This is a genomic window from Paracoccus actinidiae (assembly GCF_030863885.1).
Taxonomy (GTDB): domain Bacteria; phylum Pseudomonadota; class Alphaproteobacteria; order Rhodobacterales; family Rhodobacteraceae; genus Paracoccus; species Paracoccus everestensis.
On the sequence record NZ_CP132956.1, the window covers coordinates 1,333,416 to 1,359,680 of the forward strand.

27 protein-coding genes and 1 pseudogene are annotated in these 26,265 nt (G+C 64.1%); 13 read left to right on the forward strand and 15 right to left on the reverse strand.

The genetic code is table 11. The features are described from left to right. The first annotated feature begins 44 nt into the window (after positions 1 to 44). Genes Q5701_RS06705 through Q5701_RS06720 form a run of 4 tightly spaced genes read left to right on the forward strand, consistent with a single transcriptional unit; the run spans position 45 to position 2,960 of the window. A complete protein-coding gene (locus tag Q5701_RS06705; RefSeq protein ID WP_306754496.1) occupies positions 45 to 1,109 on the forward strand; it encodes an efflux RND transporter periplasmic adaptor subunit in 1,065 nt (354 codons plus the stop codon). Continuing rightward, complete coding sequence (locus Q5701_RS06710) at positions 1,106 to 2,203, forward strand: efflux RND transporter periplasmic adaptor subunit (protein WP_306754497.1); 1,098 nt, start codon at positions 1,106 to 1,108, stop codon at positions 2,201 to 2,203. Before Q5701_RS06705 ends, Q5701_RS06710 begins: the two co-directional genes overlap by 4 nt. After that, on the forward strand, positions 2,200 to 2,484 hold the full coding sequence (locus tag Q5701_RS06715; protein ID WP_306754498.1) for an efflux RND transporter permease subunit: 285 nt from the start codon (positions 2,200 to 2,202) through the stop codon (positions 2,482 to 2,484). Before Q5701_RS06710 ends, Q5701_RS06715 begins: the two co-directional genes overlap by 4 nt. Further along, positions 2,478 to 2,960, forward strand: a complete 483-nt coding sequence (locus Q5701_RS06720) for a hypothetical protein (RefSeq protein ID WP_306754499.1) — start codon at positions 2,478 to 2,480, stop codon at positions 2,958 to 2,960. The genes Q5701_RS06715 and Q5701_RS06720 overlap by 7 nt, the downstream gene beginning before the upstream one ends. Before the next feature lie 351 nt (positions 2,961 to 3,311). Here Q5701_RS06720 and Q5701_RS06725 read toward each other — a convergent pair whose 3' ends face one another. The 4 genes from Q5701_RS06725 to minC all read right to left on the reverse strand — a co-directional run bounded on the left by Q5701_RS06725 (position 3,312) and on the right by minC (position 5,934). Further along, positions 3,312 to 3,899 (reverse strand): exopolysaccharide biosynthesis protein, encoded by a 588-nt coding sequence (locus Q5701_RS06725; protein WP_306754500.1) that lies wholly within the window; start codon positions 3,897 to 3,899, stop codon positions 3,312 to 3,314. Positions 3,900 to 4,073: 174 nt separating this feature from the next. Further along, positions 4,074 to 4,349, reverse strand: a complete 276-nt coding sequence (gene minE / locus Q5701_RS06730; RefSeq protein WP_306754501.1) for a cell division topological specificity factor MinE — start codon at positions 4,347 to 4,349, stop codon at positions 4,074 to 4,076. Further along, positions 4,346 to 5,194: a septum site-determining protein MinD gene (gene minD / locus Q5701_RS06735; protein WP_234853183.1), complete on the reverse strand. Its 849-nt coding sequence runs from the start codon at positions 5,192 to 5,194 to the stop codon at positions 4,346 to 4,348. The genes minE and minD overlap by 4 nt, the downstream gene beginning before the upstream one ends. Then, positions 5,191 to 5,934, reverse strand: a complete 744-nt coding sequence (gene minC / locus Q5701_RS06740) for a septum site-determining protein MinC (protein WP_306754502.1) — start codon at positions 5,932 to 5,934, stop codon at positions 5,191 to 5,193. The genes minD and minC overlap by 4 nt, the downstream gene beginning before the upstream one ends. A 220-nt stretch (positions 5,935 to 6,154) precedes the next feature. On the opposite strand from minC, the gene Q5701_RS06745 reads away from it, so the two are divergent. The 5 genes from Q5701_RS06745 (at position 6,155) to Q5701_RS06765 (ending at position 10,783) form a co-directional block, all read left to right on the forward strand. Next, positions 6,155 to 6,388, forward strand: coding sequence for a hypothetical protein (locus Q5701_RS06745; protein WP_306754503.1), 234 nt, complete (start codon positions 6,155 to 6,157; stop codon positions 6,386 to 6,388). A 204-nt stretch (positions 6,389 to 6,592) separates the two neighbouring features. Further along, positions 6,593 to 7,705 carry a zinc-binding dehydrogenase gene (locus tag Q5701_RS06750; RefSeq protein ID WP_306754504.1) on the forward strand — a complete coding sequence of 371 codons (1,113 nt, stop codon included), beginning with the start codon at positions 6,593 to 6,595 and terminating at the stop codon, positions 7,703 to 7,705. A gap of 203 nt (positions 7,706 to 7,908) precedes the next feature. Further along, positions 7,909 to 8,937 (forward strand): low-specificity L-threonine aldolase, encoded by a 1,029-nt coding sequence (gene ltaE / locus Q5701_RS06755; RefSeq protein WP_306754505.1) that lies wholly within the window; start codon positions 7,909 to 7,911, stop codon positions 8,935 to 8,937. A 333-nt stretch (positions 8,938 to 9,270) separates the two neighbouring features. After that, positions 9,271 to 9,618 carry an ElaB/YgaM/YqjD family protein gene (locus Q5701_RS06760; protein WP_306754506.1) on the forward strand — a complete coding sequence of 116 codons (348 nt, stop codon included), beginning with the start codon at positions 9,271 to 9,273 and terminating at the stop codon, positions 9,616 to 9,618. Positions 9,619 to 9,823: 205 nt separating this feature from the next. Next, the gene (locus tag Q5701_RS06765; protein ID WP_306754507.1) at positions 9,824 to 10,783 is read left to right on the forward strand and encodes an alpha/beta fold hydrolase; all 960 of its coding nucleotides are present in this window, start codon (positions 9,824 to 9,826) and stop codon (positions 10,781 to 10,783) included. A 207-nt stretch (positions 10,784 to 10,990) separates the two neighbouring features. Here Q5701_RS06765 and Q5701_RS06770 read toward each other — a convergent pair whose 3' ends face one another. Genes Q5701_RS06770 through Q5701_RS06790 form a run of 5 tightly spaced genes read right to left on the reverse strand, consistent with a single transcriptional unit; the run spans position 10,991 to position 15,352 of the window. After that, positions 10,991 to 11,821, reverse strand: coding sequence for a sulfite exporter TauE/SafE family protein (locus tag Q5701_RS06770; protein ID WP_306754508.1), 831 nt, complete (start codon positions 11,819 to 11,821; stop codon positions 10,991 to 10,993). 43 nt (positions 11,822 to 11,864) lie between these two features. Continuing rightward, a complete protein-coding gene (locus tag Q5701_RS06775; RefSeq protein WP_306754509.1) occupies positions 11,865 to 12,587 on the reverse strand; it encodes a GntR family transcriptional regulator in 723 nt (240 codons plus the stop codon). A 50-nt stretch (positions 12,588 to 12,637) separates the two neighbouring features. Further along, positions 12,638 to 13,525, reverse strand: coding sequence for an ABC transporter permease (locus Q5701_RS06780; protein ID WP_306754510.1), 888 nt, complete (start codon positions 13,523 to 13,525; stop codon positions 12,638 to 12,640). Then, entirely contained in the window at positions 13,522 to 14,343 is an 822-nt protein-coding gene (locus Q5701_RS06785) for an ABC transporter ATP-binding protein (RefSeq protein WP_306755360.1), read from the reverse strand. The genes Q5701_RS06780 and Q5701_RS06785 overlap by 4 nt, the downstream gene beginning before the upstream one ends. 1 nt (position 14,344) lies before the next feature. Next, entirely contained in the window at positions 14,345 to 15,352 is a 1,008-nt protein-coding gene (locus Q5701_RS06790; RefSeq protein WP_306754511.1) for an ABC transporter substrate-binding protein, read from the reverse strand. Positions 15,353 to 15,606: 254 nt separating this feature from the next. Here Q5701_RS06790 and Q5701_RS06795 point away from each other — a divergent pair, with 254 nt between their 5' ends. Both Q5701_RS06795 and Q5701_RS06800 read left to right on the forward strand, forming a co-directional pair. After that, on the forward strand, positions 15,607 to 16,293 hold the full coding sequence (locus Q5701_RS06795) for a fumarylacetoacetate hydrolase family protein (RefSeq protein ID WP_306754513.1): 687 nt from the start codon (positions 15,607 to 15,609) through the stop codon (positions 16,291 to 16,293). Between the two features lie 4 nt (positions 16,294 to 16,297). Next, a complete protein-coding gene (locus tag Q5701_RS06800) occupies positions 16,298 to 16,954 on the forward strand; it encodes an RraA family protein (RefSeq protein ID WP_306754514.1) in 657 nt (218 codons plus the stop codon). A gap of 57 nt (positions 16,955 to 17,011) precedes the next feature. Here Q5701_RS06800 and Q5701_RS06805 read toward each other — a convergent pair whose 3' ends face one another. Together Q5701_RS06805 and Q5701_RS06810 are read right to left on the reverse strand one after the other, a co-directional pair. Continuing rightward, positions 17,012 to 18,697, reverse strand: a complete 1,686-nt coding sequence (locus Q5701_RS06805) for an amidohydrolase (RefSeq protein WP_306754515.1) — start codon at positions 18,695 to 18,697, stop codon at positions 17,012 to 17,014. 82 nt (positions 18,698 to 18,779) lie between these two features. Then, the gene (locus Q5701_RS06810; protein ID WP_306754516.1) at positions 18,780 to 19,133 is read right to left on the reverse strand and encodes a cupin domain-containing protein; all 354 of its coding nucleotides are present in this window, start codon (positions 19,131 to 19,133) and stop codon (positions 18,780 to 18,782) included. Positions 19,134 to 19,306: 173 nt separating this feature from the next. On the opposite strand from Q5701_RS06810, the gene Q5701_RS06815 reads away from it, so the two are divergent. Then, positions 19,307 to 19,762 carry a hypothetical protein gene (locus Q5701_RS06815; protein WP_306754517.1) on the forward strand — a complete coding sequence of 152 codons (456 nt, stop codon included), beginning with the start codon at positions 19,307 to 19,309 and terminating at the stop codon, positions 19,760 to 19,762. Between the two features lie 139 nt (positions 19,763 to 19,901). Then, positions 19,902 to 20,564 (forward strand): RtcB family protein, encoded by a 663-nt coding sequence (locus Q5701_RS06820; protein ID WP_306754518.1) that lies wholly within the window; start codon positions 19,902 to 19,904, stop codon positions 20,562 to 20,564. A gap of 158 nt (positions 20,565 to 20,722) precedes the next feature. Here Q5701_RS06820 and Q5701_RS06825 read toward each other — a convergent pair whose 3' ends face one another. The 4 genes and pseudogenes from Q5701_RS06825 to gfa all read right to left on the reverse strand — a co-directional run. Beyond that, the gene (locus tag Q5701_RS06825; RefSeq protein ID WP_306754519.1) at positions 20,723 to 21,757 is read right to left on the reverse strand and encodes a lipocalin-like domain-containing protein; all 1,035 of its coding nucleotides are present in this window, start codon (positions 21,755 to 21,757) and stop codon (positions 20,723 to 20,725) included. Next, positions 21,747 to 24,149 (reverse strand): FtsX-like permease family protein, encoded by a 2,403-nt coding sequence (locus tag Q5701_RS06830; RefSeq protein ID WP_306754520.1) that lies wholly within the window; start codon positions 24,147 to 24,149, stop codon positions 21,747 to 21,749. The genes Q5701_RS06825 and Q5701_RS06830 overlap by 11 nt, the downstream gene beginning before the upstream one ends. Further along, positions 24,146 to 24,796 carry an ABC transporter ATP-binding protein gene (locus Q5701_RS06835; protein ID WP_306754521.1) on the reverse strand — a complete coding sequence of 217 codons (651 nt, stop codon included), beginning with the start codon at positions 24,794 to 24,796 and terminating at the stop codon, positions 24,146 to 24,148. Before Q5701_RS06835 ends, Q5701_RS06830 begins: the two co-directional genes overlap by 4 nt. 676 nt (positions 24,797 to 25,472) lie before the next feature. Continuing rightward, positions 25,473 to 26,051: pseudogene (gfa, locus tag Q5701_RS06840) on the reverse strand (S-(hydroxymethyl)glutathione synthase); the annotation flags it as partial. Between the last annotated feature and the right edge of the window lie 214 nt (positions 26,052 to 26,265).

Sequence of the window (26,265 nt, forward strand, 5' to 3'; positions counted from 1 at the left end):
CCCCCGTTAAGACGCACAATTTTGCCATTTGATGAGACGAGTTCATGCGCGTGTTTCGGTTTTCATGGGTCATTGCGGCAGTGGGTGCGGTTGCATCTCCGGCACTTGCGCAAGATGGCCTGCTGCGTGTCGAACTGGTCGCGGCCCAGGAACAACCGGTCGAGATCGACCTGCAACTGTCCGGCAGCATCGCCGCGACCGACAGCGTGCAGATGAGCTTTCGCCAGGCCGGGCGCGTCACGGGCGTGTTGGTGGACAAGGGCGACCGCGTGACCCGCGGCCAGGAACTGGCGCGGCTGGATTCGGTCCAGCAAGACCAGGCCCTGCGCGTGGCCGAGGCCGGGATGGACGCCGCCCGCGCGGGCCTGTCGCAGGCCCGCCAGGCCAGCGAGCGCGCCGATGCGTTGCTGGCGCGGGGCGTCGGCACCAGGGCCGCGCGTGACGATGCCTTGCGTGCCTTGTCCGAATCGCAGGGGGCTGTCGAACGCGCCGAAAGCACACTGGAACAGGCCCGCCGCGCGGTGAGCGACACGGTCCTGCGCGCGCCCCAGGATGCGGTCGTCACAGCCCGCGACATGGCGCCGGGCCAGATCGTCGGCGCCGCCCAGGCCGTGCTGACCCTGGCCACGCTGGACGGGCTGGAGGCCGTGTTCAATGCCCCCGACCATCCCCGGCTGGACAGCGCCATGAACAGCCTCGTGCGGCTGGACACCATCGACATCGACCGGCCCCGGATGCAGGGTACGGTGACCGAGATCTCTCCCTTGGTGGATCCGGCCACGGGCACGGTGACGATGCGCGTCAGGATCGACGATGCGACGGCCGATACCGCCCTGCTGGGTGCGGCGGTGCGCGGGCAGGTGAATATCGCGGTCGATCGCGGCATTGCGGTGCCCTGGACGGCGCTGATGCGCGACGGCGACCAGCCCGCCGTGTGGCGCGTGGGTGCCGACAACCGCGTCAGCCTTGTGCCCGTGACGATCGGGCAATTCACCAACGACGTGGTCTACCTGTTGGAGGGGATCAAGGCAGGCGATGTTATCGTAGGGGCAGGATCGCAACTGCTTTACCCCGGACGGCAGGTCCGGCAGGCCGAGGTTCTGCCATGACGCGGATCCTTGTCCTGCTTGCGGCGCTGGCGTCCGCCGTGCCCGCCCGTGCGCTGCATGTGCCCGATTGGCTGGACTTCAGTTCCCAGGCCAAGGACACGGTTCCCATCCGCCCTGTCGTCTCCGAGATCGTTGAGGACAGGGGAGAGGATGCCCGCTGGATCCCGGGCGTCGTGGCCTCGCGCACGCAAGTGACGATGGCGTTCCAGACGCTTGGCCGGATGGTGTCGCGCCCGGTCGATCTGGGCGACCGGGTGGAGCAGGGCGATGTCCTGGCAAATCTCGCGGCCGAGGATCTGGCCGCCGCCACCCGCGCCGCCGAAGCCGCCCTGGCCGCGGCCGAGGTTCAGCGCGACACCGCCCGCCTGACCCTGGAACGAGCCGAGGCCCTGGCCGCCCGCAACGTCGCCAGTGCCGCGCAACTGGAACAAGCCCAACGCGCCGCCGCCGCGGCCGAGGCTGGTGCCCAACAGGCCCGGTCCGCCCTGGTGCAGGCCCGCGATTCCCAAGGCTACGCCCGCATGACCGCACCCTTTTCCGGCGTGGTCAGCGCAATCTATGAAGCCCCCGGCAGCGTGCTAGGCGCAGGAACGCCCGTCCTGCAACTCTCCGCCGAAGATCAGCGCGAGGCGGTGATCGACCTCCCTGAATCCGCGCTCGAGGGTCTGCTGGACGATGCGGCCTTCACCGTCTGGCAACGCACCGATCCGACCCAGCAGATCCGCGCCGTGCTAGACAGGATCGACCCGATCGCCGATGCCGCGACCCGCACACGCAGGCTTTACCTGACCTTGCCAACGGACGCGCCGTTTCGCCTGGGTTCCCTGGTCCGCGCCCGTCTGGGCACCGCCAGCGAACCCGCGCTGATGCTGTCGGGGACAGCGATCTTTCAGCGTGACGGCGCCCCCCATGTCTGGCGCGTGCTGCGCAAGGGCCAGGACGCGCATGTTGAGGCCGTACGCGTTACGCCGACCGCCGATTTCCACGACCGCGTGCTGATCGGCGAAGGATTGGCCCCCGGGGACGAGGTCGTGATCCGGGGCGTCCATTCCCTGTCCGACGATCAGCCCGTGGGCGAAAGGGTCCAGCCTTGACGCGATTCAACCTGTCCGACTGGGCCCTGAACCACCGCAGCTTCGTGTGGTTCCTGTTGATCGTCTCGCTGCTGGCGGGGACCATCAGCTATAACAATCTGGGCCGAGAGGAAGATCCGAACTTCACCATCAAGATCATGGTGATCAGCGCAGCCCTGCCCGGCGCCACCGTGGACGAGACCTTGACCCAGGTCACGACCCGGATCGAGACAAAGCTGGAAGCAGCTATAACAATCTGGGCCGAGAGGAAGATCCGAACTTCACCATCAAGATCATGGTGATCAGCGCAGCCCTGCCCGGCGCCACCGTGGACGAGACCTTGACCCAGGTCACGACCCGGATCGAGACAAAGCTGGAAGAACTGGACGAGCGGTATTTCACCCGGTCCGTCACCATGCCGGGGCAGGCGGTCGTTTATCTGGAACTGTTGCCAACGACGCGCGGACCCCAAGTGCCCGAGATCTGGAAGCGCGTGCGCCAGATGATGTCCGACATTCGGCCGGATTTTCCACAGGAATTCGCGGGCTTCCAGTTCAACGACGATTTCGGGGATGTTTACGGCAATATCTATGCCTTCACCGCCGACGGATACAGCCCGCGTGAATTGCGCGACCGGGTTGAACGCATCCGCAAGCAGGTGGCGGCCTCGCTCGCAGCATCATGCTGCCCAATCGCCGGGAAATTGATCCACCAGATCAATTTCTGGCCCGGCTCAGACGCGGAAAATCCACCTATCCCAGCCGTTCAGATTTCCTGAACCACCTCTCTGTTCTTTTACACGGTCGGGTCTTATCACCTGCCGAAGCTGACAAGGGATTTTGCAGCTTTGTAAAGACTTTTGCTCCGATAGTCATGTCGACCAATGCACCCCGACCCCCAAGACCGGGACGGCTTGGAGAGTATCTCGTGTGACCGCCACCGGAACCAAGTGACTCAATCCTTCAGTATGAGCACCAGTTCGCGACTGTTCCGAGAAGGTGCGGTTGTCTGACGAACTCGGGGTTCTACAATCCGTTAGGACTGATGCCGTAAACCGCAAGCCTGCTGGATTTCACAAGTGGAGGCAGACTCCAAATCTGTCCCGATCAGAAACCCGAGCGAGGCAGGCTCAGCCCAACACGGTCATCAGTGTCCCGCCCAATCCCAGAAGCGCGCCAAGGGCGGCCACGAGGATCACCAGGCCGTCTCGGACCATCAGACCCAGGCCCATCGAGGCAATTGCACCCATGGGAATCGAGGAGGCAAAGGGCAGAAGTTCCAACGGCGGAACGGTGGCGCAGAGCAGGATGCACAGAAGGGCGACAAGGCGCAGGCCGGCCTTTCCAGTCAGCCAATCAAGCCGCGGTCGGAGCACACGGTCTATCCAGCCCGCTGGCCGTTTCAACCATTCCATGCCTTTCTTGACGCGGTCGCCGTCCAGTGTCCGGCGCTCCAGCACATCGGGAAGCCAAAGATGGTCGCGACCAAAAAGGATCTGTGCAGCGACCAAGGCAATCCCAAGGGCGATCAGCGTGGGAAGGCCGGGGATGCCGCCGATCGGCGTGATCTCGATCAGTGCCAGAATGGCCAGGAATGGCCCAAAGCTGCGCTCTCCCAAGGCTTGGCGGATGTTGTGGACGCTAACTTGGTCCTGCTCTTCTCCAAGATTACCAAGGTGCTTGACAAGGTCGGAAAGGCTGCTGTCTTGACTGCTCACCCGGGCCAACGAGCGCGAGAGGCTGCTGGTTCCTGTCAGCCGTTCCATGCACGGTCACGCGATCTGGTCGCGGACGATGTGGGCTTTGCCGGGCAGGAGACTATGGGTCATGCCGCCCTCCGGCCTGACCCGTCCCTGGCGCCGGAATGCGGCGCCAGGCGGTGGATGCGATCATCAGCTTTTCGGTGACGGGACGGCGCCGGGCAGCTCGATGTTGATCTCGAGGCTGGACATCTGCTCGCCGCGCTCCATGCGGACGTCGACCTCCTTTTCCCCGATCGGGACATACTTGCGGATCGCCGCAATGATGTCGCGCTGCAGCATCGGCAGGTAGTCCGCCTCGGCGGTGCCGCTGCTGCGTTCATGGGCCAGAAGGATCTGCAGCCGGTCTTTTGCGGTCTGGGCTGTCGGGGTCGGGCGCGGCTTGCGAACAAAACTGAACAGGTTCATGACGCACGCTTGAACAACCGCTGGAACAGGCCGGGGCGACGCTCGCCCTGGATGCGCATCTCGACTTGGGTGCCGGTCAGCCGGGACACCGCATCCTCATAGGCGCGGGACGCGGCCGAGGGTTCGTCCAGAACCACGGGCGTGCCCACGTTGGAGGCCTTGAGGATCGCCTTGCTTTCCGGGATCACGCCCAGCAGCGGCACGGCCAGGATCTCCAGCACGTCCTCGACTGTCATCATCTCGCCGCTGTCGACGCGGGCCTGGTCATAGCGGGTCAGCAGGACCTGGGCCTTGATCGGCTCGGCTCCGTCGGTTTCGGCACGGCGGGTCTGACTGCTGAGCAAGCCCAGCACGCGGTCGCTGTCGCGCACCGAGGACACCTCGGGATTGGTCACCACCACGGCCTCGTCGGCGTAATACATCGCCAACTGGGCGCCGCGCTCGATCCCTGCGGGACTGTCGCAGATGATATAGTCGAACTCGGCCTTCAGTTCGGTCAGGATCTGCTCGACGCCCTCCTTGGTCAGGGCGTCCTTGTCGCGGGTCTGCGAGGTCGGCAGGATGAACAGCGTTTCCAGCCGCTTGTCCTTGATCAGCGCCTGCTTCAGCTTGGCATCGCCCTGGATGACGTTGATGAAGTCGAAGACCACCCGGCGTTCGCACCCCATGATCATGTCCAGGTTGCGAAGGCCCACGTCAAAGTCGATGACGACGGTCTTGAAGCCCTGCTTTGCCAGTCCCGCCGAAATGGCCGCGGACGAGGTCGTCTTGCCGACGCCCCCCTTGCCCGAGGTGATCACGATGACCCGCCCCAGGGGCGCGTCCTTCTTGGCTTGCGATGTCATGCGATTACCTCCATGCGAAGTTTCTCGTTCTCCAGGTAAATATGGGTGCAGCGGTCTCGGGCGGCCTGATCCAGCGTCTCGCTGGTCTGGTAGAGGCCCGCGATGGCCACCAGTTCGGCGTCCAGGTTCTGGCAGAAGATATGGGCGTTTTCGTTGCCGTGGCAGCCCGCCATGGCCCGCCCGCGCAGCGTGCCATAGACGTGGATATTGCCTGCCGCGATCAGCTCCGCCCCCGAGGCGACCGTTCCGATCACGGTCAGGTCGCCTTGATCGGCCACGATCATCTGGCCCGACCGCACCGGAGAGCGGATGACCTTGGTCTCGGCCGGTCGAGGTGGGATGGCGGCCGGCGCGGGGCCGGGATCGCGGGGCAGAGGGGCATCGCGGCCGGTGTTCACGGCAATCAGCCCCAGGTCGTCAAGCAAAGCCGGATCAAATCCGGCGGCATTCTGGACGCCGAACACCCGCAGTTCACGCTGGCGCAGACTGTCCAGCAGGCTGCGGATACGGTCCGGTTCCTGAAAGCCCGGGGACTGGCCCAGATCCAGCACCATCGGCGCGCCGGAAAAGAACTGAGGCGTGCGGCCCAGTTGTTCATCCAGTTGCGCATGGAAGCGGTCGTCGGCCATGTCGCCGTCGATCCGAAGCGCCAGAACGGTCAGGAAGCGGCCGCGAACCTGGAACGTGGCTGTCTTGGCCGAGGGCCGGTCATGCCGGGCACGGGCGTATCCTTCTGACACGTCGACACTCTGCTCCTGCTCTGGCGGATCGCGACTCGGGCCACGCCGCTCTTGTTAGGGGGCCATTTCCCACGAAGCGCCCCATGGGTGGAAGACGCTTCGTGCGTGCCGGCAGGAACCCGCCGACGCCCATGGCGTGTGATTGCCCTGTGCCGCAGTCCGTGTCCAGACGCGAATTCAGTGGTGTGAGTTGGCTCCCGGACACGATACCGCATCGAAGGTGCCAGCCTTTGTCGATGGCAACAAGCGCACGGGCTTTGTCACGGCACTGACCTTCCTGCGCATCAACGGCTTTGGCTTTCGCGCCGATCCGATCCAAGGCGTCCACATGATGGAGGATCTGGCCTCGGGCGGTGTAACCGTGGCTGCCTTCGCCGCGTGGCTTCAAGCGGGGGTGGAGGGGCTTCGAGGGGCTGCGATCCTGCGACAGAATAGGTTCTGTGATGTACTGTGAGACACGGTTGCCCCGGATCGACAGCCGCCGCATCGCAGCGCACTGACCATGGGGTGCATTTCGGGAACGATGCGGTTCGCAAAATTCACTCGTTAGCGCGCAGGGATCGGTGTCATCCAACGCCCCTGGGATGAGGGCACGAGAGAGGCGGTTGAACACCGCCCGCCAATGCGGAACTATTGCCGGGACTGGAACGGAGGGCACATGGATCACGACAGCCTGGAAATGAGATCGATTGTGCGCGCGGATGGCACGCTGCGCCTGGAACTTGTGACGGTGCGCCTGGCCGACCCGGGACCGGGAGAGGTTCTGGTGCAGGTCGAGGCGGCGCCCATCAATCCGTCTGATCTGGGCCTCATGTTCGGGCCGGCCGATATGGACAGCCTCCACTTTGACGGACAGGCGTTGACGGCGCGCATTCCCGACCGCGCCATGCCCGCCATGCAGGCGCGCATCGACCAGTCGCTGCCCATCGGCAACGAGGGGGCGGGCATCGTCATTGCGGCAGGCCCGGACCAGCAACATCTGATCGGCAAGCGGGTCGCGATGCTGGGCGGCGCGATGTATGCCAGCCTGCGGCTGATCGCGGCCAAGGATTGCCTGGTGCTGCCGGACGGCGCCTCGGCCGAAGAGGGCGCCGCGCTGTTCGTCAATCCCCTGACCGCCCTCGGCTTTGTCGAGACGATGCGGGCCGAGGGGCACAAGGCGATCGTTCACGCCCCCGCGGCATCCAACCTGGGACAGATGCTGGTGCGCATCTGCAAGGCGGACGGCATCGGCCTGGTCAATATCGTCCGCAGCCAGGAACAGGTCGCCCTGTTGCGCGGTCTTGGGGCGGTCCATGTGGTGGACAGCAGCACCGACAGCTTCCGCCACGACCTGACAGAGGCCATCGACGCGACCGGCGCCACCTTGTCCTTTGACGCCATCGGCGGGGGCGAGATGACCAGCATCATCCTGAACGCCATGGAGGCGGTCGCGATGCGCCGCATGACCAGCTATGACCGCTACGGCTCGGCCGTGATGAAGCAGGGCTATATCTATGGGGCGCTGGATACCGGGCCTTCCATCCTGCGGCGCGGCTTCGGCTTTACCTGGAGCGTTGGCGGCTGGCTGTTGTTCCACGCGCTGCGCCGCCTTGATCCGGGAACGGTCGAAGCCATGCGCAAGCGGATCCTGGACGAAATGACCACCACCTTCGCAAGCCACTATACGGCCCGCATCACGCTGGAGCAGGCGCTTCGGCCCGACACGGTCGCGGCCTATACGCGCAAGTCCACAGGAGCGAAGTATCTGCTGACGCCGCAACGGCCATGACCGGGGCGTCAGTCGTTCCTCAGGTGGTTCATGGATCTGCCGGGGCGCCTGCCTCAAAGGTGCTGCCCCTGTTGCAGGCCGCGAGCCAAGCGCCCTGTCGGACGCAAGACATCAAGGTGAAGGCGCAGGCCACGGCTTGATCTTCGGCCCGGCGGCGGCTTTCCTGCCTTCGGGCCACTCTCGGCCCGCCAAGGGAACGGTACATGACAGTCATGGATGACTTTCGCTCGGACACCGTGACGCGGCCGGATGCTGCGATGCGGGCCGTCATGGCCTCGGCCGAGGTCGGGGATGCGGTTTACGAGGACTGCCCGACCACCCACAGGCTCGAGGCGATGGCGGCAGAGCGCCTTGGCAAAGAGGCGGCGTTGTTCTTTCCGACGGGCACGCAGTCGAACCTTGCCGCACTGATGGCGCATTGCGGCCGGGGCGACGAATACCTGGTCGGGCACAAGGCCCATACCTTTCTTTATGAAGGGGGCGGCGCGGCGGTGCTGGGTTCGATCCAGCCGCAGCCGTTGCCGAACGAGCCGGACGGGACAATCTTGCTGGCCGCGATCGAAGGGGCGATCAAGCCTGACGATTTCCACCATGCCCGCACCAGGCTTCTGACCTTGGAAAACACCTTCAGCGGGTCGGTGCTTGACCCTGCCTATCTGAAGGCTGCGACCGGGCTGGCACGCAGGCATGGCTTGGGCACCCATCTGGACGGCGCGCGGCTGATGAACGCCTCCGTCGCCACCGGCTGCGAGGCGGACGTGTTTGCACGGGGTTTCGACACGGTCTCGCTGTGCCTGTCGAAAGGGTTGGGTGCGCCCGTAGGCTCGGTCCTGGCTGGGCCGAGGGATCTGATCCAGGCCGCGCGCAGGCTGCGCAAGATGCTGGGCGGCGGGATGCGGCAGACGGGCATCCTGGCGGCCGCGGGCATCCACGCGCTTGAACACAACGTCGCGCGACTGGCAGACGACCACGCCCGTGCCGCGCGCCTGGCCGATGTCCTGGCAGCTTTTCCCGAACTGAGATCTGGACCGGCGCAAACCAACATGGTGTTCATGACACCCGTTGCCATCGACGTGGATGCCTTCCGGCGTTTCCTGGCCGATCGCGGCATCGCTGTCGGCGGCCGCTATGGCAGCCTGCGGTGGGTCACGCATCTGGATGTCGATGATGCATCGGTCGACAGGGTCCAGGCTGCCTGCGAGGACTACTTTTCCGGGGACGGGACTCACTAGGACGGCAACACGAGGCGCAGGCGGGAGCGTTTGATGTCGCGCCCGTGCCCTAGACGGCCCGGAGCTATTGCCGACGCAAGGTGCCGCCCCACAATGCGGCTGTCCTGAACCAGCCAGTCATGGTCGCCGCAGCACATCGCACATTACCCCTCATCGCAAAGGCGGCTCAGGGCCGGAAGATGCGCGGTCATGCTCTTGATGCCGTGCAAGGGTGCCTCTCTCCGCTTGCTGTTTGGAACACGCAACGGACCCTCAACGCGTTCTCATGGAACGAGTAGCGGCGCGCCTTGTTGTTCCTGTGAAAAGACCCTGATCGCAGAAGGAACATGGAAAATGGCGCAGAACCCGAATGCTGAAATGAAGCAAGACCCCAAGGCGATTGCAGCCGAGGCCGTTACCAATCTCAAGGCGGGCGCTTCCAATCTGGCCGAGCGTGGTGCCGCGACTGTAAACGACACGCTGAATACAGGGCGGGAATACGTCGGCCATATCCGGGATGCTGGGCAGAACCTTGCCAACAGCGTGTATGAAACCGGACACAGAAAGGCCGAGGAAGCGGCGTTCTATGCCGAACTAGGTTACGAGGAGGCCCGCGACTGGGTTCGCGGTCATCCCTCCCAGGCTCTGGGCATCGCAGCGGGGATCGGCCTTCTCCTCGGCATTACGGTGGCGCGCCGCTGAAAAGCAGCGAAACCCCGACGCGTCTGATTGAAGTTGCTGGAACGGAACACCTTCTCCTTGCAGCCATACAGCTAGCAGCACCCCGGGCGCTTCGGGGCGTCCGTGATGCTCTCGCATCGCTGCCTTCGCGCCCTTTCCTGGACCCTATCGGGTTCTTGCCTCAACCAGCGGGACTCGCATGACAAGACTTTCCTCCAAAGCCCCTATGGGCATCAGGCGTTCCCCTTACCAAAGGCCAGGAAAGTGGCGGGTCGGACTTGCGATCGTCGGCGTTCTGGCGGCAACGGCAGTGGTCAATCACCGCCTTGCAAAGCGGGCAGAGCAGCGCAATCCCCCGGTCGGCCGCTTCATCGACGTGGACGGGGTTCGTCTTCATTATCTGGAACGAGGCGAGGGACCGCCGCTGGTTCTGCTCCATGGCAATGGCAGCATGATCCAAGACTTTGTCTCCAGCGGTCTGGTCGACATGGCGGCCCGGCAACACCGCGTTATCGTGTTCGACCGCCCCGGCTATGGACACAGCACGCGGCCACGGGGGAGGGTCTGGAGTCCGGAGGCCCAAGCCGATCTCCTCCGGGAAGCCCTAGACCGGCTGGGTGTGTCACAGGCCGTGATCCTGGGCCACTCCTGGGGAGCCTCGGTTGCCGTGGCGATGGCGCTGAACCATCCGCAGATGGTTCGTGGTCTGGTCCTGGCCTCCGGCTACTACTATCCGACCGCGCGGGTGGACATGGCGCTTCTCTCTGGCCCAGCGGTGCCGCTGGTAGGGGACGTTTCACGCTATACCATTGCGCCCCTTGTCAGCAGGCTTGTCTGGCCCCTGCTTTTGCGCAAGATCTTCGGTCCAGCCCCGGTTCCAGCAAAGTTCAAGGGCTTTCCAGAGGAAATGGCCGTGCGCCCGTCGCAAATCCGTTCCGAGGCCGCAGAATCAGCCCTCCTGATCCCGGCAGCTGCCGTGATGTGCAAGGACTATGCTGCCCTGACAATGCCGGTCGCCATCGTCGTGGGTGCCGAGGACCGCTTGATCGACCCTGACGCGCAATCGCGCCGGCTTCATCAGGCGATTGCCCAGAGCAGCTTTCACCTGGTTCAGGGCAGTGGTCACATGGTGCACCAGACCAGCCCGGAAGCTGTGATGGAGGCGATATACGCCGCCCGTGGATAGGGGTTCGGGACGGCTTGACCAAGGCCGGTCGTCCACTCTCCACCGGCGTTGCCATGAAAGGACGCTGGTCGGAAATCAAAGCCGCATTGCAACGATGCTGTACCATTGCAAGGCATCCTCTCCGGTCCTGACGTCCGTGCCCTTTGCGGCATTCCCTGTGCTGCAATGTCGGCGACGCTATCTAATCCATTCTCAGACGGCATGATCCTATAAAGAAGATATCAGGACATCGTAAGCGAAGCGCGAACAGACTATCAGCAGAAACAGGCCAAACAGTACTTCCAGCCTTCGTTTGGACAACTGGTGGGCAACGCTGACGCCCAAGCGAGCGGTTAGAAAGGAAGTCGGCAGCAGGCATAGGAATGCAAGGGTGGAAATGTATCCGATGGCATCTGACGGCAGCCCGGGCTTTCCCCACCCTGCATAGACGTAACCCAAGGTCGCAGGAACCGAGATCAGGACACCCACCCCTGCCGAGGTCGCGATCGCCCGGTGTATCGGAGTGCCGTAAAGGGACAGCACCAGATTCGAGATCGCTCCTCCACCGATCCCCATGAGGGCCGAGACGAAACCGATCGCGGCGCCATAGGCGCTCATAAGTGCTTTGCCCGGCAGGGTATCGGCAATGGACCAGCCCGCGCCACGCAGCAGCTTGGCTGAAACCACCCCCGCAACCAGGATGAAGGCCACCTTGAAGACCCAGGGGTCGGCATGGCGCGCCACCACGGCTCCGGCCAGAACGGCCATGACGATGGGCAGCGCCCATCGCCGCAGCACGGGAACGTCCATGGCGCCGCGCAGGTAATGGCCGCGCGCCGATTGCAGCGAGGTCGGCACGATCAGCGCCAGAGAGGTACCCACCGCCAGAGGCATCTGCACCGCGGCGTCCAGGTTCATTGCCCCGAATGTTTCATAAAGGACCGGGACCGAGACAGCCCCGCCGCCCACACCGAACAGTCCCGCCAGAAACCCGACCGCCGCCCCCGCAATGACCAGCAGCAGGCCGATGACGATCAGGTTCTGGATGTCCATGGTCATTCTTCGGCCTCCTTGCAGGTGATTTGGGAACGTCAGGAGCGGGTCAGGCCCCCTGCATGATCTCTTCATAGATTTGCAGGGTAAGAAGATACTGCCCCTGCAGCGCGGCCACGGCGGCGTCGATGTCACCTGCCAGGGCGGCATCGACGATGGCCTGATGTTCGTCGGCGCTGCGCCGCCGCGGAAAGCTGTTGGCCATCGAGATGAAGCGATACCGTTCGCTGAGCAGCATCAGTTCGGCCGCAAAGCGCAGAAGATGCTGCGAGCCGCAGTTGGCGATAAGCGCGCGGTGAAAGATGCGGTGACGTTCTTCCCACAAGCCATTGTCGGGGGGTGGCGTGCCGGGGGCGGCATCCTCGCCGTAATGGATCGGCGTGACCTTCAGCCGGTGCGTCGCCAGGATGATCGCATCCTCCCAAGCGTCCGTCCGATTGCGGATCGAAATTTCTAGTGCCCGTCCCTCGACCCAGCACCGGGTCTGGACAATGTCGCGGAAGTCCTCGAGCGACAGGGGCGGCACGAAGAAGCCGCGCTGATCCTCTCGATCCACCAGCCTTTCCGACGACAGGCGGTTCAGCGCCTCGCGCACGGGGTTGGTGCCGGCGGAATAGCGTTCGGCGATCTGGTCGATCTGAAGCTTGTGGCCGGGTTCAAGGATACCCTGGACGATGTCGTGCTTGACCGCCTTGTAAACCAGGGTCGCCGAGGTCTCGCGTTCCACGCGCCTTGCAGGTTCGCGCCGGGGCACGTTCGTCGTCTTGGTCATGGGCCGTTGCAGCCTTCCGTTCGTTGCAAGTCATCGCGCCTTGTCATGGATCACCGGCGGTCGTCGATACCGGTCACCGATGACCGATGCCAGAAGACCAGCTTGCGTTCGATCAGCACGACGGACCAGAACAGAAGAAAGCCCAGAACGCTCAGGTAAAGGATCAGCGAAAAGACCCGGGGCGTCTGCAACTGGCTGGCGGCGACGCGGATCAGTTCGCCAAAGCCCTTGCCCCCGCCCAGAAACTCGGCGGTGATCGCCCCTGCCATCACGCCCACGGCGCCGATTTTCAGCCCCGTGAAGATTTGCGGCAGGCCCGATGGAATTTTCATGCGAAACAAGGTCTGCCAGCGCGATGCCCCCAGGGTGCGGAACATCATGCGCGCATTCTCGTCTGCCGCGTGCAGGCCTGCGGCGGTGCCCACGACGATCGGGAAAGTGGCGATAAAGGCGGCCAAGGCGACCTTGGACGAGATGCCAAAGCCCAGCCAGGCAAGGAACAGCGGCGCGAAGGCCACCTTGGGCATCGTGTCTATAGCCACGAGATAAGGCAGCACGGCCTTTTCGCCGAAGCTCGTCTCGCCCACCAGCACCCCAAGCGAGAACCCGATCACGATCGCAAAGACAAAGCCCCACAAGACCTCTTTGGTGGTCATCCACAAGGCATCCAGCATATAGCCGCCAGACAGGATATTGGCGCCCACGGTGACGATATCGCGCCCGACTTCCTGCGGCGAAGGCAGGATAATGCGCGAAACGATCTGGAAGTGATGGATCGACCACCAGATCATCAAAACGATGAACAGCAGCGCCGCCATGGCGACGGCGCGGGGGACGCGATCGATCCAGGCCTCCCTCACGCTCCAGACGGTATCGGGAAAGTGGCCCGGCTCGACGGTGATCGGGCGGCCCAGAACCTGGTTCTTCGATGGCGTCATGGGTGAAACCCTCCCTCGTCCAGACGACTGCGGATATAGCGGACATAGGCGCCGAATTCCGGGGTCGTCATCATCTCCAATGTGCGGGGGCGGGGCAGGTCGATATCGACCGCCTCCTCGAACCGGCCGGGACGTGCCGACATGATATAGACGACATCCGACAGCAGCACCGCCTCGGGGATCGAATGGGTGATCAGAAAGGCGGTCGCATGGCGCGACATGCAGATCCGCTGCAGTTCCATGTTCATGAAATCGCGCGCCAGTTCGTCAAGCGCCGAGAAAGGCTCGTCCAGCAACAGCATATCGGGCTTGGTGATCAGCATCCGGCAGATCGAGGCGCGTTGGGCCATGCCTCCTGAAAGCTGGCGTGGATAGACCTTTTCGAACCCGTTTAGGCCGACCAGATCCAGAAGCTCGCGCGCCTCGTGCTGGCGCGCGGCGGCTGCGGCCTTTCCATCGCGGATGCTGAGGGGCAGCAGGACGTTTTCCAGCGTGGTCAACCAGGGAAACAGCGTCGCCTGCTGATACATCATGCCGATCTCGCGGCGCGGGCCGGTCACCGGCTGCCCGTCAAGCATCACACTGCCCGAGGAGGGGGGCGCCACCCCCGCCATGATCTTGAGCAGCGTTGACTTCCCGCAGCCCGACGGCCCGATCACTGTGGAGAATGTCCCCTCGCGCAGATCCAGATCCACCGGGTCCAAGGCCCTGATGGCCCCGTTCCCGAAGGTCTTAGAAACGCCGCGCAGTTGATAAAGGGGCCGGGCGCTGTCGCGCCCGACCTTCCGCGCCGAGGATGGCACGACATCCTGCATCATCTCAGTCATTCGCGTTCCAGGCTTCGACGAACTGGTTGGTATAGGCCGCCTCTAGGTCGTCCAGCGGCGCTTCCATGCTGCCGGCGGCGACAAGGCTGTCTTGCCATTTCACCCAGGCTTCGGGGGGGAAATAGCCCAGGGGATCGCCCTCGGCTACGGGCCGCGTGCGGTCCTGCGTGGTGGCCAGAAGGGTTGCCGCGAAGGCGGGATCCTCGCTTTCCTGCGGGTTGCCCGCAGCGACGTGGCGCAGCGTTGCCTCGGCATTCGCGGGATCCATTCCGAACCTGGTGCCCTTGACCAGGGCGCGGCCAAACTTTTCAAGGATTTCCGGGTTTTCCTCAAGAAAGGCGCGGGTCACGGCCCATCCGTTGCCGAAATATTCCAGATAGGGTTCCGGGGTGATCTCGCGCAGCGGGATGCCGCGCGACGAGATGATGGCCGCATCGGAAACAGCCGCGGCATAGGCATCGACCTCTTCGTTCAGGAAGGCCGCGACAGCCGTGCCGCCATCGCCGATGGCCAGGAATTCGTAATCCGTGCCCTCGACCAGGCCCAGATCGGTCATGATGCTGCGGGTAAAGCCCACCTCGGCCCCGTCAGCAGTCCCCACGCCGATGGTCGTGCCCTTGAGATCCGCAGGCGTCTGGGCGGCGGAATCTTCAGGAACAACAAGGCCGAAGACCGATCGGCTGAAATGGTTGTAGATCATTACGATGTCTTCACCGCGTGCCCGCGCTGCGAGGACCGGCGCCGGTCCGGGCTGGCCGATGTCGCCCTGGCCCGAGGCCAGGAGCTGCAGCACCGAGGCCGACCCGTTCACGGCTTCGACCTGCACCTCCAGCCCTTCTTCGGCGAAATAGCCTTCGCCTACCGCCACGTGCAACGGATAGTTGTTGATGGCCGACGGGTTGGGAACGACAAGCGTCAAGTCGGTCACCTGGGCCAAGGCCGGCGTGCTTGCCGCCATGGCCAGCAGAAACGTCGCACCACAGCGCTGCAGTCCGTTCATGGTTCTTCCTCCCTCAGGGGCAGTTTTCTGCCTGCGTGAACGTCAAGGAGCTTCGGCCAGTGCCTGAGCATCCCCGGGCGACAGGCTCCTCTGACCAGTCAGCCAAGGATCAGAGTGGGCCGCACATTTTTATCTGTCAAAGAAAAAATAATGTATGAAATGCTTTGTGGATTGGATCATACATTGCCATACTGCCGTTCGTACGGCCCAGGCTTTCTGACGGCCTGGCGATACTGCTAAGGAGGAGAGGACAGATGACCACGACCATGATCGAGGCGCCCGCGCGCGTGACCATTCCCGTCGCCGGATCCGGCGAAGAATTCCCGGTTCGCCGGATTTACTGCATTGGCCGGAACTATGTGGCCCATGTCGAGGAAATGGGCGGCGACGCCGAACGCGATGCGCCGCTGTTCTTTCAAAAGCCCACCGATGCGGTGGTCGCCACTGGCGCAACCATTCCTTACCCGACCAAGACCGCGGATTTTCACCACGAGGTCGAACTTGTGCTGGCGATTGGCCGAGGCGGGCGCAACATCCCGGTCGATCAGGCTGAGGATCATATCTGGGGCTATGCCGTGGGCCTCGACATGACCCGCCGCGATATCCAGGGCGGCGGACTGCCCTGGGAAATCGCGAAGTCCTTTGATCATTCCTTTCCTGTGGGTCCGATCACCCCGATTTCCCGGACGGGAAAGCTGAACGCGGGACGGATTGAACTGACGGTGAACGGAAAGGTCACGCAGGAATCCGACATCTCGCTGCTGATCTGGCGCATCCCCGAGATCATCTCGCGGCTGTCGGAGTACTTCGAACTGATGCCGGGGGATGTCATCCTGACCGGCACGCCCCACGGCGTCGGCCCGGTAAAGCCCGGCGACAAGTTGGTGGCAAGCTTTGGCGGGCTTGAGCCGTTGCACGTCACCATCGGCGCGGCGGCCTGACCTCGTGTCGCGGGACGGGGCAAGTGTTTCACCCAGCCTGCTGGAGGAACTGGCCGGTTACGGTACCGCGACACTGCACGAAGCGGCGGGCGGTATCGGTGCCCTGCCAGGAAGCATTGCCCCGCTGGACCCGACCTGCGTCGTCTGGGGCCGGGCGCTGACCGTTTGGTCGCCGCCCGGCGACAACCTTGCCTTGCACCGTGCCGTGGCGGTCGCCCAGCCGGGCGATGTGCTGGTCGTGGATCACGGCGGTTCGCTCGACTATGGGCCTTTCGGGGATATTCTCGCCTTGGCGGCCATCCAGCGGGGCGTGGCTGGGCTTGTCATCGATGGCGCGGTGCGTGACAGCGCGAGCCTGATCAAGATGAGGTTTCCGGTCTTCGCACGGGGCAGATCGATCCGGGGCACGATCAAGTGTAACCCCGGGCTTGTCGGACAGGCGCTGCTGATCGGGCAGGTGACCGTTCACACGGGTGACCTTGTCTTTGGCGACGCCGACGGTGCGGTTGTGTTGCCGCCCGACGAGCTGGAGACCCTGCGGGACGCGGCAGCATCGCGTATCCGGGTTGAAGCCTGCCTGCGAGATGAAATCCTGAAAGGCCGCATGACTTTGGATTTGCTGAATCTCAGGCACCCGGCAGATGAGAGTAAGCCTGGTTGATCGGACCATGATGCTGGAAGCCTGCGCAGCATCTCCTCGAGCGACATCAGCAAGGTTCTATCTGTCGGAACTCTCGAAGATCAACGACTGACGGTCGTGGATGATGCGGCCCCCGCAGACTGTCAGGACCACGCCCAGATCCGGGATTCTCGCGGTGTCCGTGGCCTCGATGTCCCCTCCCAGCATCACGAGGTCCGCAGCCAGCCCGGGACGCAGGGTTCCCGTCACGTGGTCGCGGTGCGCTGCCCAGGCTGCCCCTGCCGTATAGGCGCGCAGCGTGTCCACCAGGGACAGCCGTTCATCGCGTGCGCCGGCGTAAGGCTCGCGCGTCAATGCTGTCGCGATACCACGGAGAACCGAGACATCGGCCACCGGCCAGTCACTGGAGAAGGCTATGGGGGCGCCCGCCTCGGCCAGGCTGCGCCACTGGTAGGCATCGGCCCACCGGTCGGGTCCGAACCGCGACAGCGTCGGCTGTAACGGGAAATCCATTGCGCCAGGCGCGTGGGGGGGTTGCAGGCTGGCGGTGATGCCGAGCGTCCCCAAACGGCGTACATCGACAGGGTCGATCAGTTCAATATGTTCGATGCGGTGGCGGCTGTCACGCGGGCCGTTGGCGGCACGGGCCGCCTGGTAGCCGTCGATCACCGTCCGCACCGCGCCGTCACCGATGGCATGAACCGCGATTTGTAAGCCCCGCCGGTCGATCTCGGTGGCGATCTTGTCGAAGCGGTCAGGTGGGAACAGCGGCGCGGACCCGTGGCCGGGCTGATCGGCGTAATCCCAAAGCATATAGGCGGTTCTGCTGTCGATCACCCCATCCATGAACATCTTGACGAAGCCGGAACTGATCCAGTCATCGTCAAATTTCGCCGCCATGGCCGAGGCGCGATCAAGCGCATCCAGTGCCATGTGCGGCTTGAAATGAAACGGCACCTTTACGCGGACGGGCAGGTTGCCCTCGGCCCGCATCTCGGCAAGCAGGTCCAGCGTGTAGCGATTGCCGTCCATGTTGACGAGGCTGGTCACACCATGGGCGGCGCAATGCAGCATCCCCCTCAGCAGCAGCGCCTTATCCGCGGCACGCTCGGTTCCCGTGGGCCAGGGATCCGGCTCCTCTCCCGTGGCAATACCAAGATTGATGCGCCCTTCGCCCGCATAGGCAATCAGCGGGCCGAAGGCCTCGAACTCGCGCAGTTCGCCGGTGGCAAGGCCGTCGTCGCCCGTGACGACCTCGTGGCCGTGCGGCATTTCGGCGCCGTGCAGCAGCCCGGCGGCCTTCAGCGCAGCGGTGTTGGCCCAGACCGTGTGCAGGTCGGGCGACATCATCGCGATCGGACGGTCAGCGATCATCGCGTCAAGGTCGTGGCGCGTGGTGGGCTTGTCGAGGATGCCGTAATGCGCCTCCTGGGCCATGAGCAGCGCCATGTTGGGGTTCGCGGCGGCAAAGCTGCGAAATGCAGCGCCAACTGCCTCGGGCCCATGCAGGTGGCCGATGTGCAGATGCGTCAGGTCCGCGCCGCCAAGGCCCACATGCACGTGCCCTTCGAAGAAGCCGGGCAACAGCGTCAGCCCGCCCGCGTCAATGATCCTCGTTCCCGGCCCGGCCAGCGCCGCGATTTCTGCCGCGCTGCCCACCGCAAGGATCCGCTCACCGGCAACGGCCACCGCTAAGGCACGGGGGTGGTCCGGGTCCATGGTCAGGATACGTGCATTGGTCAGGATCAGGTCGGCAGTGGTCATGGGGGATTTTCCCGAAAGGGTCCGTTGCAGCAAAGTCTGCAACCCGCCGACGCACGGACCGGTCACCAGGGCAGCGGTGGGCTTACTTCAGCTTGATGGCAAAGTGCTTGCGCACGGGCTCCTCGATGGTCCAGGTGCCCTTGAAGGTCGGCTCGACCACGAAGGCGTCGCCGGGGGTCAGCGTGACAGGGACACCGCCATCGGGTGTGATGGTGATGCGGCCTTCGATCAGATGGACGAACTCGTAGAACTGATAGCTTGCGTGCCAGGTGCCGGTCGTCGCCTCCCAGGTGCCAGAGATCATGCTGCCGTCAAGCGAGCTGTGCTGCACCCAATAACGCATGGTCGGGTCGCCCTCGATCTTGGTCCAGCCAGCCAGGTCGGTGGTGATGGGTTCCGGACCGGGTTCGGGAAAGCGGAAAACCGTGTCGCTCATGTCTGTCCTCATCAGGCGCTTCGTGGATCACGGCCCTTCGTAGGCAGCCCCCGTGCGACGCGCAAGCCAGACCATCGGCGTGGGAGCGCAATGATCAAAGGGGCTGGCGAGCGGGCGTCAAATCGTCAAAGACTGACAGGCGCGAAGGGCGCAGGCAGAGACAGGAAACGGGCATGGACATCCGCAGGGCAAGGGCATCGGATGCCGCGCATCTGGTGCGCTTCATCAACATGGCGGCGGACGACCTGCCGCTGCATTTCTGGCGCAAGACGGTTGGCCCCGAGGGAGACCCCTGGGCGCTTGGACAGGAACGTGCCGCGCGCGAGACGGGGAACTTTTCCTACAGCAATGCCTGGCTGGCCGAGGTCGAGGGCACAATCGCGGCCTGCCTGCTGGGCTATGGGGCGGAGGCTGAACCCGGCCCGATTGACCCGGACACGCCGCCGATCTTCGTGCCGCTGCTGGAACTGGAGGCGCTGGCGCCAGGGTCTTGGTACCTGAACGTCCTTGCCACCTACGAGGCCTTTCGAGGCTCGCCGATGAGACCTTTGCAAGCCTGTCCTTCGGCATTGGACACAAGAATACCACGCCCTTGTTCACCAGGTTTGCGACGACTCTGCTTGGAATGAGGCCGGATTTCTCAAAAGCCATCCTGATCTCAAGAAAAAGGCGCTGGAGCAGCTCGGGACGGTTGGGTCAGGGGAACCATCATGTCTTCGTCTTTGCCGATGAAGCTGATCGCATCGAGGTAGGCGCGCATTTCGGCTCTTGCGGGCTGGGCCATGCGATTGCCACACATTTTATGGAGCGCGCCCGCGACAACGAGACACCTACATGCTGGATACCGATAGCCGTCACGGGCGTGACTATATCCGGGCGATGCGGCTAGCGGGCCACTATGCCTACGCGGGTCGTGACTGGGTTTGCGAGACGGTGGTCGGTATCCTGGGCGGTAAAATCATGGAGGAAGTCCACAACTACAACAACTTTGCCTGGGAAGAGACCCATTATGGAGGGACCTATTGGGTCGTTCGTAAGGGCGCCACACCGGCATTTCCCGGTCAGCGCAGCTTCATCGGATCCTCGATGGGCGATGTGTCGATTATCGTCGAGGGCGTGGACAGCGATCTATCGCGGGCGGCCTTCTATTCGACCATCCACGGCGCTGGGCGGATCATGTCGCGGACCAAGGCCGCTGGCAAACGGCGCAAGCGCGTTGCCGAGCAGAAGCAGCCGAACGGCAAGATGAAGAAGGTCACCCAGTGGCACCCGAAGGTGGCAAGGTGGACTTCGAGGCGGTGCGGCTCAGGATCACGCAGGCTGGAACACATCTGCGCGGCGCCGGGGCTGACGAGGCACCCGAGGTTTACAAGAAGCTTGCCGGGGTTCTTGCCCCCCATGGCCGCACCGTCAAAATCATCCACACGCTAAGACCGCTGATTGTATGCATAGCCGGAGGGGATGAGTTCGACCATTATAACGACTGATCCACCATTGCAAAAAGCGCCCTTATGCGCCGGTTGCCTGTACATGAAGCCGGGAATGCGTATGCGCGGCATCCCCCACGGGATCGGATGAAAAGGCGTTGATCAGTCGTAGCCTGTCATCTCGAGATAGCCGACGCCCCTGTGGCTGCCCGTGATGGTCACCGGCCCCTCCCAATATGGCACCGAGGTTTGCATCCAGGCATCGGGGTTCAGGGCTTCTACCGTCAGCTCCACGCCCTGCGCGGGCAAGCTGACGTTCCATGTCGTCGGCACTTTCCGCCCGGCCACGCTCTGACGAGACAGCGGCGCGGCAGTAAAGGCGCCATTGGGAAGGGGGGTGGCCTGTCCATCAGCGGTAATCCAGGTCGCGGAGGTATAGTCACTGGCGCCGCGCAGAACAAAGCCCATCAGCTTGCTGCCATCGTCGAACGACAACGAGAACCAGTCCCAGCCCTGCTGATCCTCGGCCAGCGGTTGCGATGACCATTCCCGATCCAGCCATGCCGTGCCGGTCACGGGAACATCGCCATCCGGCAGGGACAGCGTGCCGGACAGATTGAAGAAGGGCTGCGAATAATAGTAGCTGGCTTGTCCTGCGGCAGATTTGACCGAATAGCCGTCCTGACCATGGCGGACCAGGGGACCGGACGCGCGCAGTTGCACGTCATAGGCAAAGTCAGAACCGGACGCCGTCAGGTGCAGGGTGTCGAAATCCGGCCCTTCCATGACCCAGTCGTCGATCCAAGCCGAGAATGGATCGGCCTGCACCCCCGCTTGGCCGATACCCCCACGGGCCAATCGTTCCGCCACATGATGCGAGCCGGGCGTGGTGACCGCCGCATGGCCCATCCAAAGCTGCGGCGTTTCCCATCCTTCCCCGTCGCGCGGCGCCCGGGCGGACCGGAACAGCGTCCATTGCAGGCCGTATGGCGTCCCGTCAGGGCCGGTCATGTTGGCGGTCAGATACCACCATTCGATCCTGTAGGCGGGGTGGGCGCCATGGTCGGCCGGAAACTCCAGCGCGGTCCCGGGGACAGGCAGTGCGAAATCCTCGGCTTCTGAGCCCAGACCGGCAAAGCCTTGCGCCAACGCCGTAACCGGGAAAAGCAGCAAAAGAACCAACGCTTTAGCGTTCATGGCGGAATACCCCCAGAAGTTGCGCGGGCGGTGTGCGCGACAGCCGCCATGCCGGCCATATCGCGGCAATCGCCGCCGCCAGAAGGGTCAGCATCCCCAGCCGCAAGTAGTCGAGCGGGAAAAGATACATCGGCAGCCGCCAGCCAAAGGCCTCGACATTGACGATGGCGAGCAGGGACCAAGCCAGCGCCAAACCCAGCGGCAGCGCCAGTGCGCCGGTCAGCGTGGCCAGCACCAAGGCCCGCAGCAGGTCCAGCCCGGCCAGCCTGCGCCGCGTCAACCCAAGCGCCCAGACCGGGGCCAGTTGCGGCAGCCGCATCGCGGCCAGGGTCAAAAGGCTCATCAGGATGGCAAAGCCCGCGACCGCCAAGGTCAGCACATTCAGCGCGGCGGTCACGGTAAAGGTCCGCTCGAAAACCGCCAGAGAGGCGGCCTTGACCGCGGCCTGGTCGATCATCGCGCTTTCGGCCACTCCGGCTTCGGCGCTCAGGCGATCCCGCAAGGCATCGACGCGACCCGGATCGACGCGCAGGCCGAACTGCCTGACCGTGGCATCCGGGAACAGGTTGCGAAACAATGTCTCGGTCAGGACGACCTGTCCGACCGGGTTGCCATAATCGCCGTAAACGCCCAGCACCGGAAGGGTGACATCCGGCATTCCCGTACCCCCAGGCGCAGCGATCTCGGTACCCAAATCCAGATCCGCCCGCCGATAGATCTGTTCGTTGATCAGCACGCCTTCACCCTGCGCCAGACGGTCCCAGACATCGGGGACCGCGCGCAGAAGCCGCCAGTTATCGCGATAGGTCGCATCATCGCGCTGGCCCAGGATCTCGCCTGGCAGGCCAGCGATCTGACGATCCACGCTCAGCAGCGGCAATATCGCATGGGCGTACCGGGTCGCGGCTGCGGTGATGGCGTCAGCCTGCGCGGGATCTTCGACCCTGACATAAAGTTCAGCCGCCAGTCGCTGGTCCAGGAACCCGACAAAGGTCAGCCGGAAGGACGAGACCATCGTCGAGACGCCCACATTGGCCGCCATCGCCAGCATCAGGGCCATCAGCGCCAGGGAAAGCCCCGGCACCTGCTGGCGGGTATCGGCCCAGAACCATTGCGTCACCGGTGCCCTGGCGCGCCTCTCGGCCCAGGACAACAGCAAGGTCAGCACCGGAGGCAGGGCCAGCGCGCCGCCGATCAGCAAGGCACCCAGCATGGCGAACCCGGCCGGCAGCCCCTGGCCCCCGATCGCCAGTGCCGCAGCGATGACAAGCAGGCCCGCCGCCACCGCCGACTGCCTTCCATGGCGGTGGGACATAGTCAGGGCGCGCGCGTGCGCTCCGCTGAGCAGCGGCATCCGTGCAAGCGACCACAGTGCCCCGCTTGCGGCCACGGCCGTGCCGACCAATGCTATTGCCAGCCCCGATAGCCACCACACCGGGCGCAGCGTCATCTGCCCCGAGACATCCGCACCGTAAAGCCCGCGCAAGGTCGCCGCCACGTCTGGCAACAGGGCCGCTGCGATGAGATACCCCAAGGCCACGCCGATCAGGCCTGCAACAAGGGCCAGCACCGCAAGCTCCACGGCCATCAGCGCGATCAGCCGCCCCAGCGGCGCACCAAGCGCCCGAAGCGTGCGCACCAACGCGCGGCGCTGCTCGAAGGCCAGTCCAATGGCGCCATGCACGATGAACAATCCCACGGCAAAGGACAGCAGGCCAAAGGCGGTCAGGTTCAGGTGAAAGCTGTCCGTCAGTTGCGCGATATCGTTGCCGCCCTGCGGCGCAACCACGGTCAGGTCGGGCGCCACATCGGCCAACGGGCGGCGGGTCAGGGGCTGATCGGGAAGGACGATCAAGCGGTCGATCTGACCGGGTCGGTTCAGCAGGCGCTGCGCCAGCCCGATATCGGCAATAGCGGTGTCGGGTGCGACATCCGGGGACACAACAGCCTCGGAGTCGAGGTCAGGCAGTTGGGCGAGGATATCTTCGCGCGCAAAAACCTGCCCGGGCGCGGACAGGAAGGCCTCGAAATCGGCGCCGCTTTCGGGGCCGGCTGGAACCAGGTCACCGGGGGCGGTCAAAGGCTCCAGCCCCAAGATCCGCACGGGGCCAAGGCGACCCTCGACCACCGGCGAGACCATCCATCCGGCCCGTCGCAGCGCGACATAGGTTTGCTGAGGTATCCCCCGGCCGTCCCGGGCCGTGATCTGGGCGAACTGGCCTTCGCCAAGGGTTGCCGCTGCGGCCCTATAATTGGCGCGCGCCTCGGCGTTGATCGCCTGCACTCCAGACCACAGGGCTGTCGAGAGGGCCAGCCCGACCAGAAGCGTGAGCAACTGCAAGGGATTGCGTCGCCAATGGGATGCGAGGGCCGAGAGGATCGCGGCAGTCACTCCAGACGACCCGCGTGCAGGCGCAACCGGCGCGGCATACGGGACGCCAGCCGTTCGGAATGGGTGACCAGGATCAACCCTGCGCCCGCTTCTTCGACCAGTTCCTGCAGCATGGTCAGAACGATGTCCGCCGTGGCTTCATCCAGATTGCCGGTCGGCTCATCCGCCAACACCAGATCTGGGCGCGGCGCAAGCGTGCGTGCGATCGCCACCCGCTGCTGCTGGCCCCCGGACAACTGTTCTGGATACTTGTGCAGGTGATCGTTCAATCCCAGCCGGGCGGTCAGCGCCTTGGCGCGGTTCGCGTCATGGCGACCCGCCAGTCGCGCCTGGAAGGCGATGTTTGCCGCCACGGTCAGCGAGGGGATGAGGTTGAACTGCTGAAAGATCACGCCCACGGCACCACGTCGAAGGCCCGCGCGTCCCGCATCGTCCATCGGCGTAAGATCGGTGCCGTCGATCGCCACCACGCCGTGATCGGCCGTGTCCAGCCCGCCGATCAGATGCAGCAGCGTGCTTTTGCCCGAGCCGGACTCGCCTGTCAGCGCCAGCATCTGGCCCCGCCCCAGATCAAGGGAGACACCGCTCAGCACCGGTACTGTTGCGGCCGGATAGGTCTTGGTGACGTCACGAAGGCTCAGCAGCATCGGGTATCCTTTGAGGAGTCAGATAAGCCGCAACCGGTCACAGAAAAGGGGGCGGTGGACTTGATGTGCTGCCGTAGGCTTCGGTGCCTGTGCGGCGCTGCTTGCCCTGCCGGTAATTCGGTGAATGTGATCTGGGACGGCACCCTGGATAGCACGGTTCAACAAGGGATCCGCCTGTCTTCATTGCGGAAGCTGGAAACCAGGTCTGGCTGAGGGTCGTCAGAACTTCGGGCGGGGGATGAATACCTGCCGCTATCAGTTGCGCAGGCCCATGCCGGTATCAGCAAGTTGACCTGGCTCCAGGCAAACGCTGCGATGGGGTTTGGACCATTCGCGGCACCGCTACTGGTAGCCGCTGTTGAACGGTGGAACCGCGAATATTGTCCAGAAAGCGTCCCCTCAGCCGTCGCTCTCGCCGCGACACTCCTGTTCTGGCGCTGAAATTCAGTGGGTCGCGGCCTGGACGACGAGATTGGTCACGCCAATTTCGTCGCCCAGCGCGATGCCTATTCTCCTATCGCTGGCCGCCACCAAAAAGTTTGCTCAGCAACCGGCCGAAGATCGACCCGCTTTCTTTGGCAGGGGCCGGCGGGGCGGATTTATGCTGCGGCGCAGCCGAGGCGCTTTGCCGTGTCTCGGCAGGCGCCGGTGACGCGTTTTGCGTTGCCGCGGCGGGTGCTGGTTTCGCCTGACGCTTGGCCGCATGGGTCGCGATGGCGTCCATCAGGGGCGGCGACAATGTATCATAGGGAGTAAGCCCCAACTCGCGCAGCCGCGCCCGGATGCCGTCCATTCGGGACGGAGCAATGCCGGATTCGATGACCGAGCTGACAAAGGCCGCGAACTCGGGCGCCGACCATCCGGCTTCGGTCGACAGTTCCGTATGGACAAAGTCCAGTCCATAGAACGGATGGTCCTTGTTCTCGATCCGGCCATACATATGAACGCCGCAGCCGGTGCAGGCGTAACGCTGGATGGGCGCGTCCTTGTTGACGATCTGCAGCTTGTCGCCGTTTTCCAGAACCTGGATTGCATCGCGCGATACGACGGCCACCTGGCTGAAGACAGCCCCGTCGGGCTTCCAGCATTTCGTGCAGCCGCAAACGTGATTATGCGCGGTCTGCGCGCCGACCCGGACCTTGACCGGCTTCGTCGCGCATTTGCAGGTCAGGACGCCGCCGGAAAAATCCGGGTTCCCACGCTTTATCCCGTTGTCGACTGCGGGATGAATAAGCACGCCTTGTGTATTTGCCATGAGCCTCTCCTTCGGTAACTAGATTGTCCCAGCCTCTCCCCGCCGGGCCTGATGGGCAACCTAGCAGAAAGTGGAGGATTGATCTGTTGAAAAAAGGCGTTCACCTTTGATGCCCTTGCAGAATTACGGACGCCGTTCCGGTTTATTGTTGCGTTCACAGGTTGCGCATCCCGGGCGGCTAAAGCTAGTTTCGCCCGATCCGAGGGAGGGACCT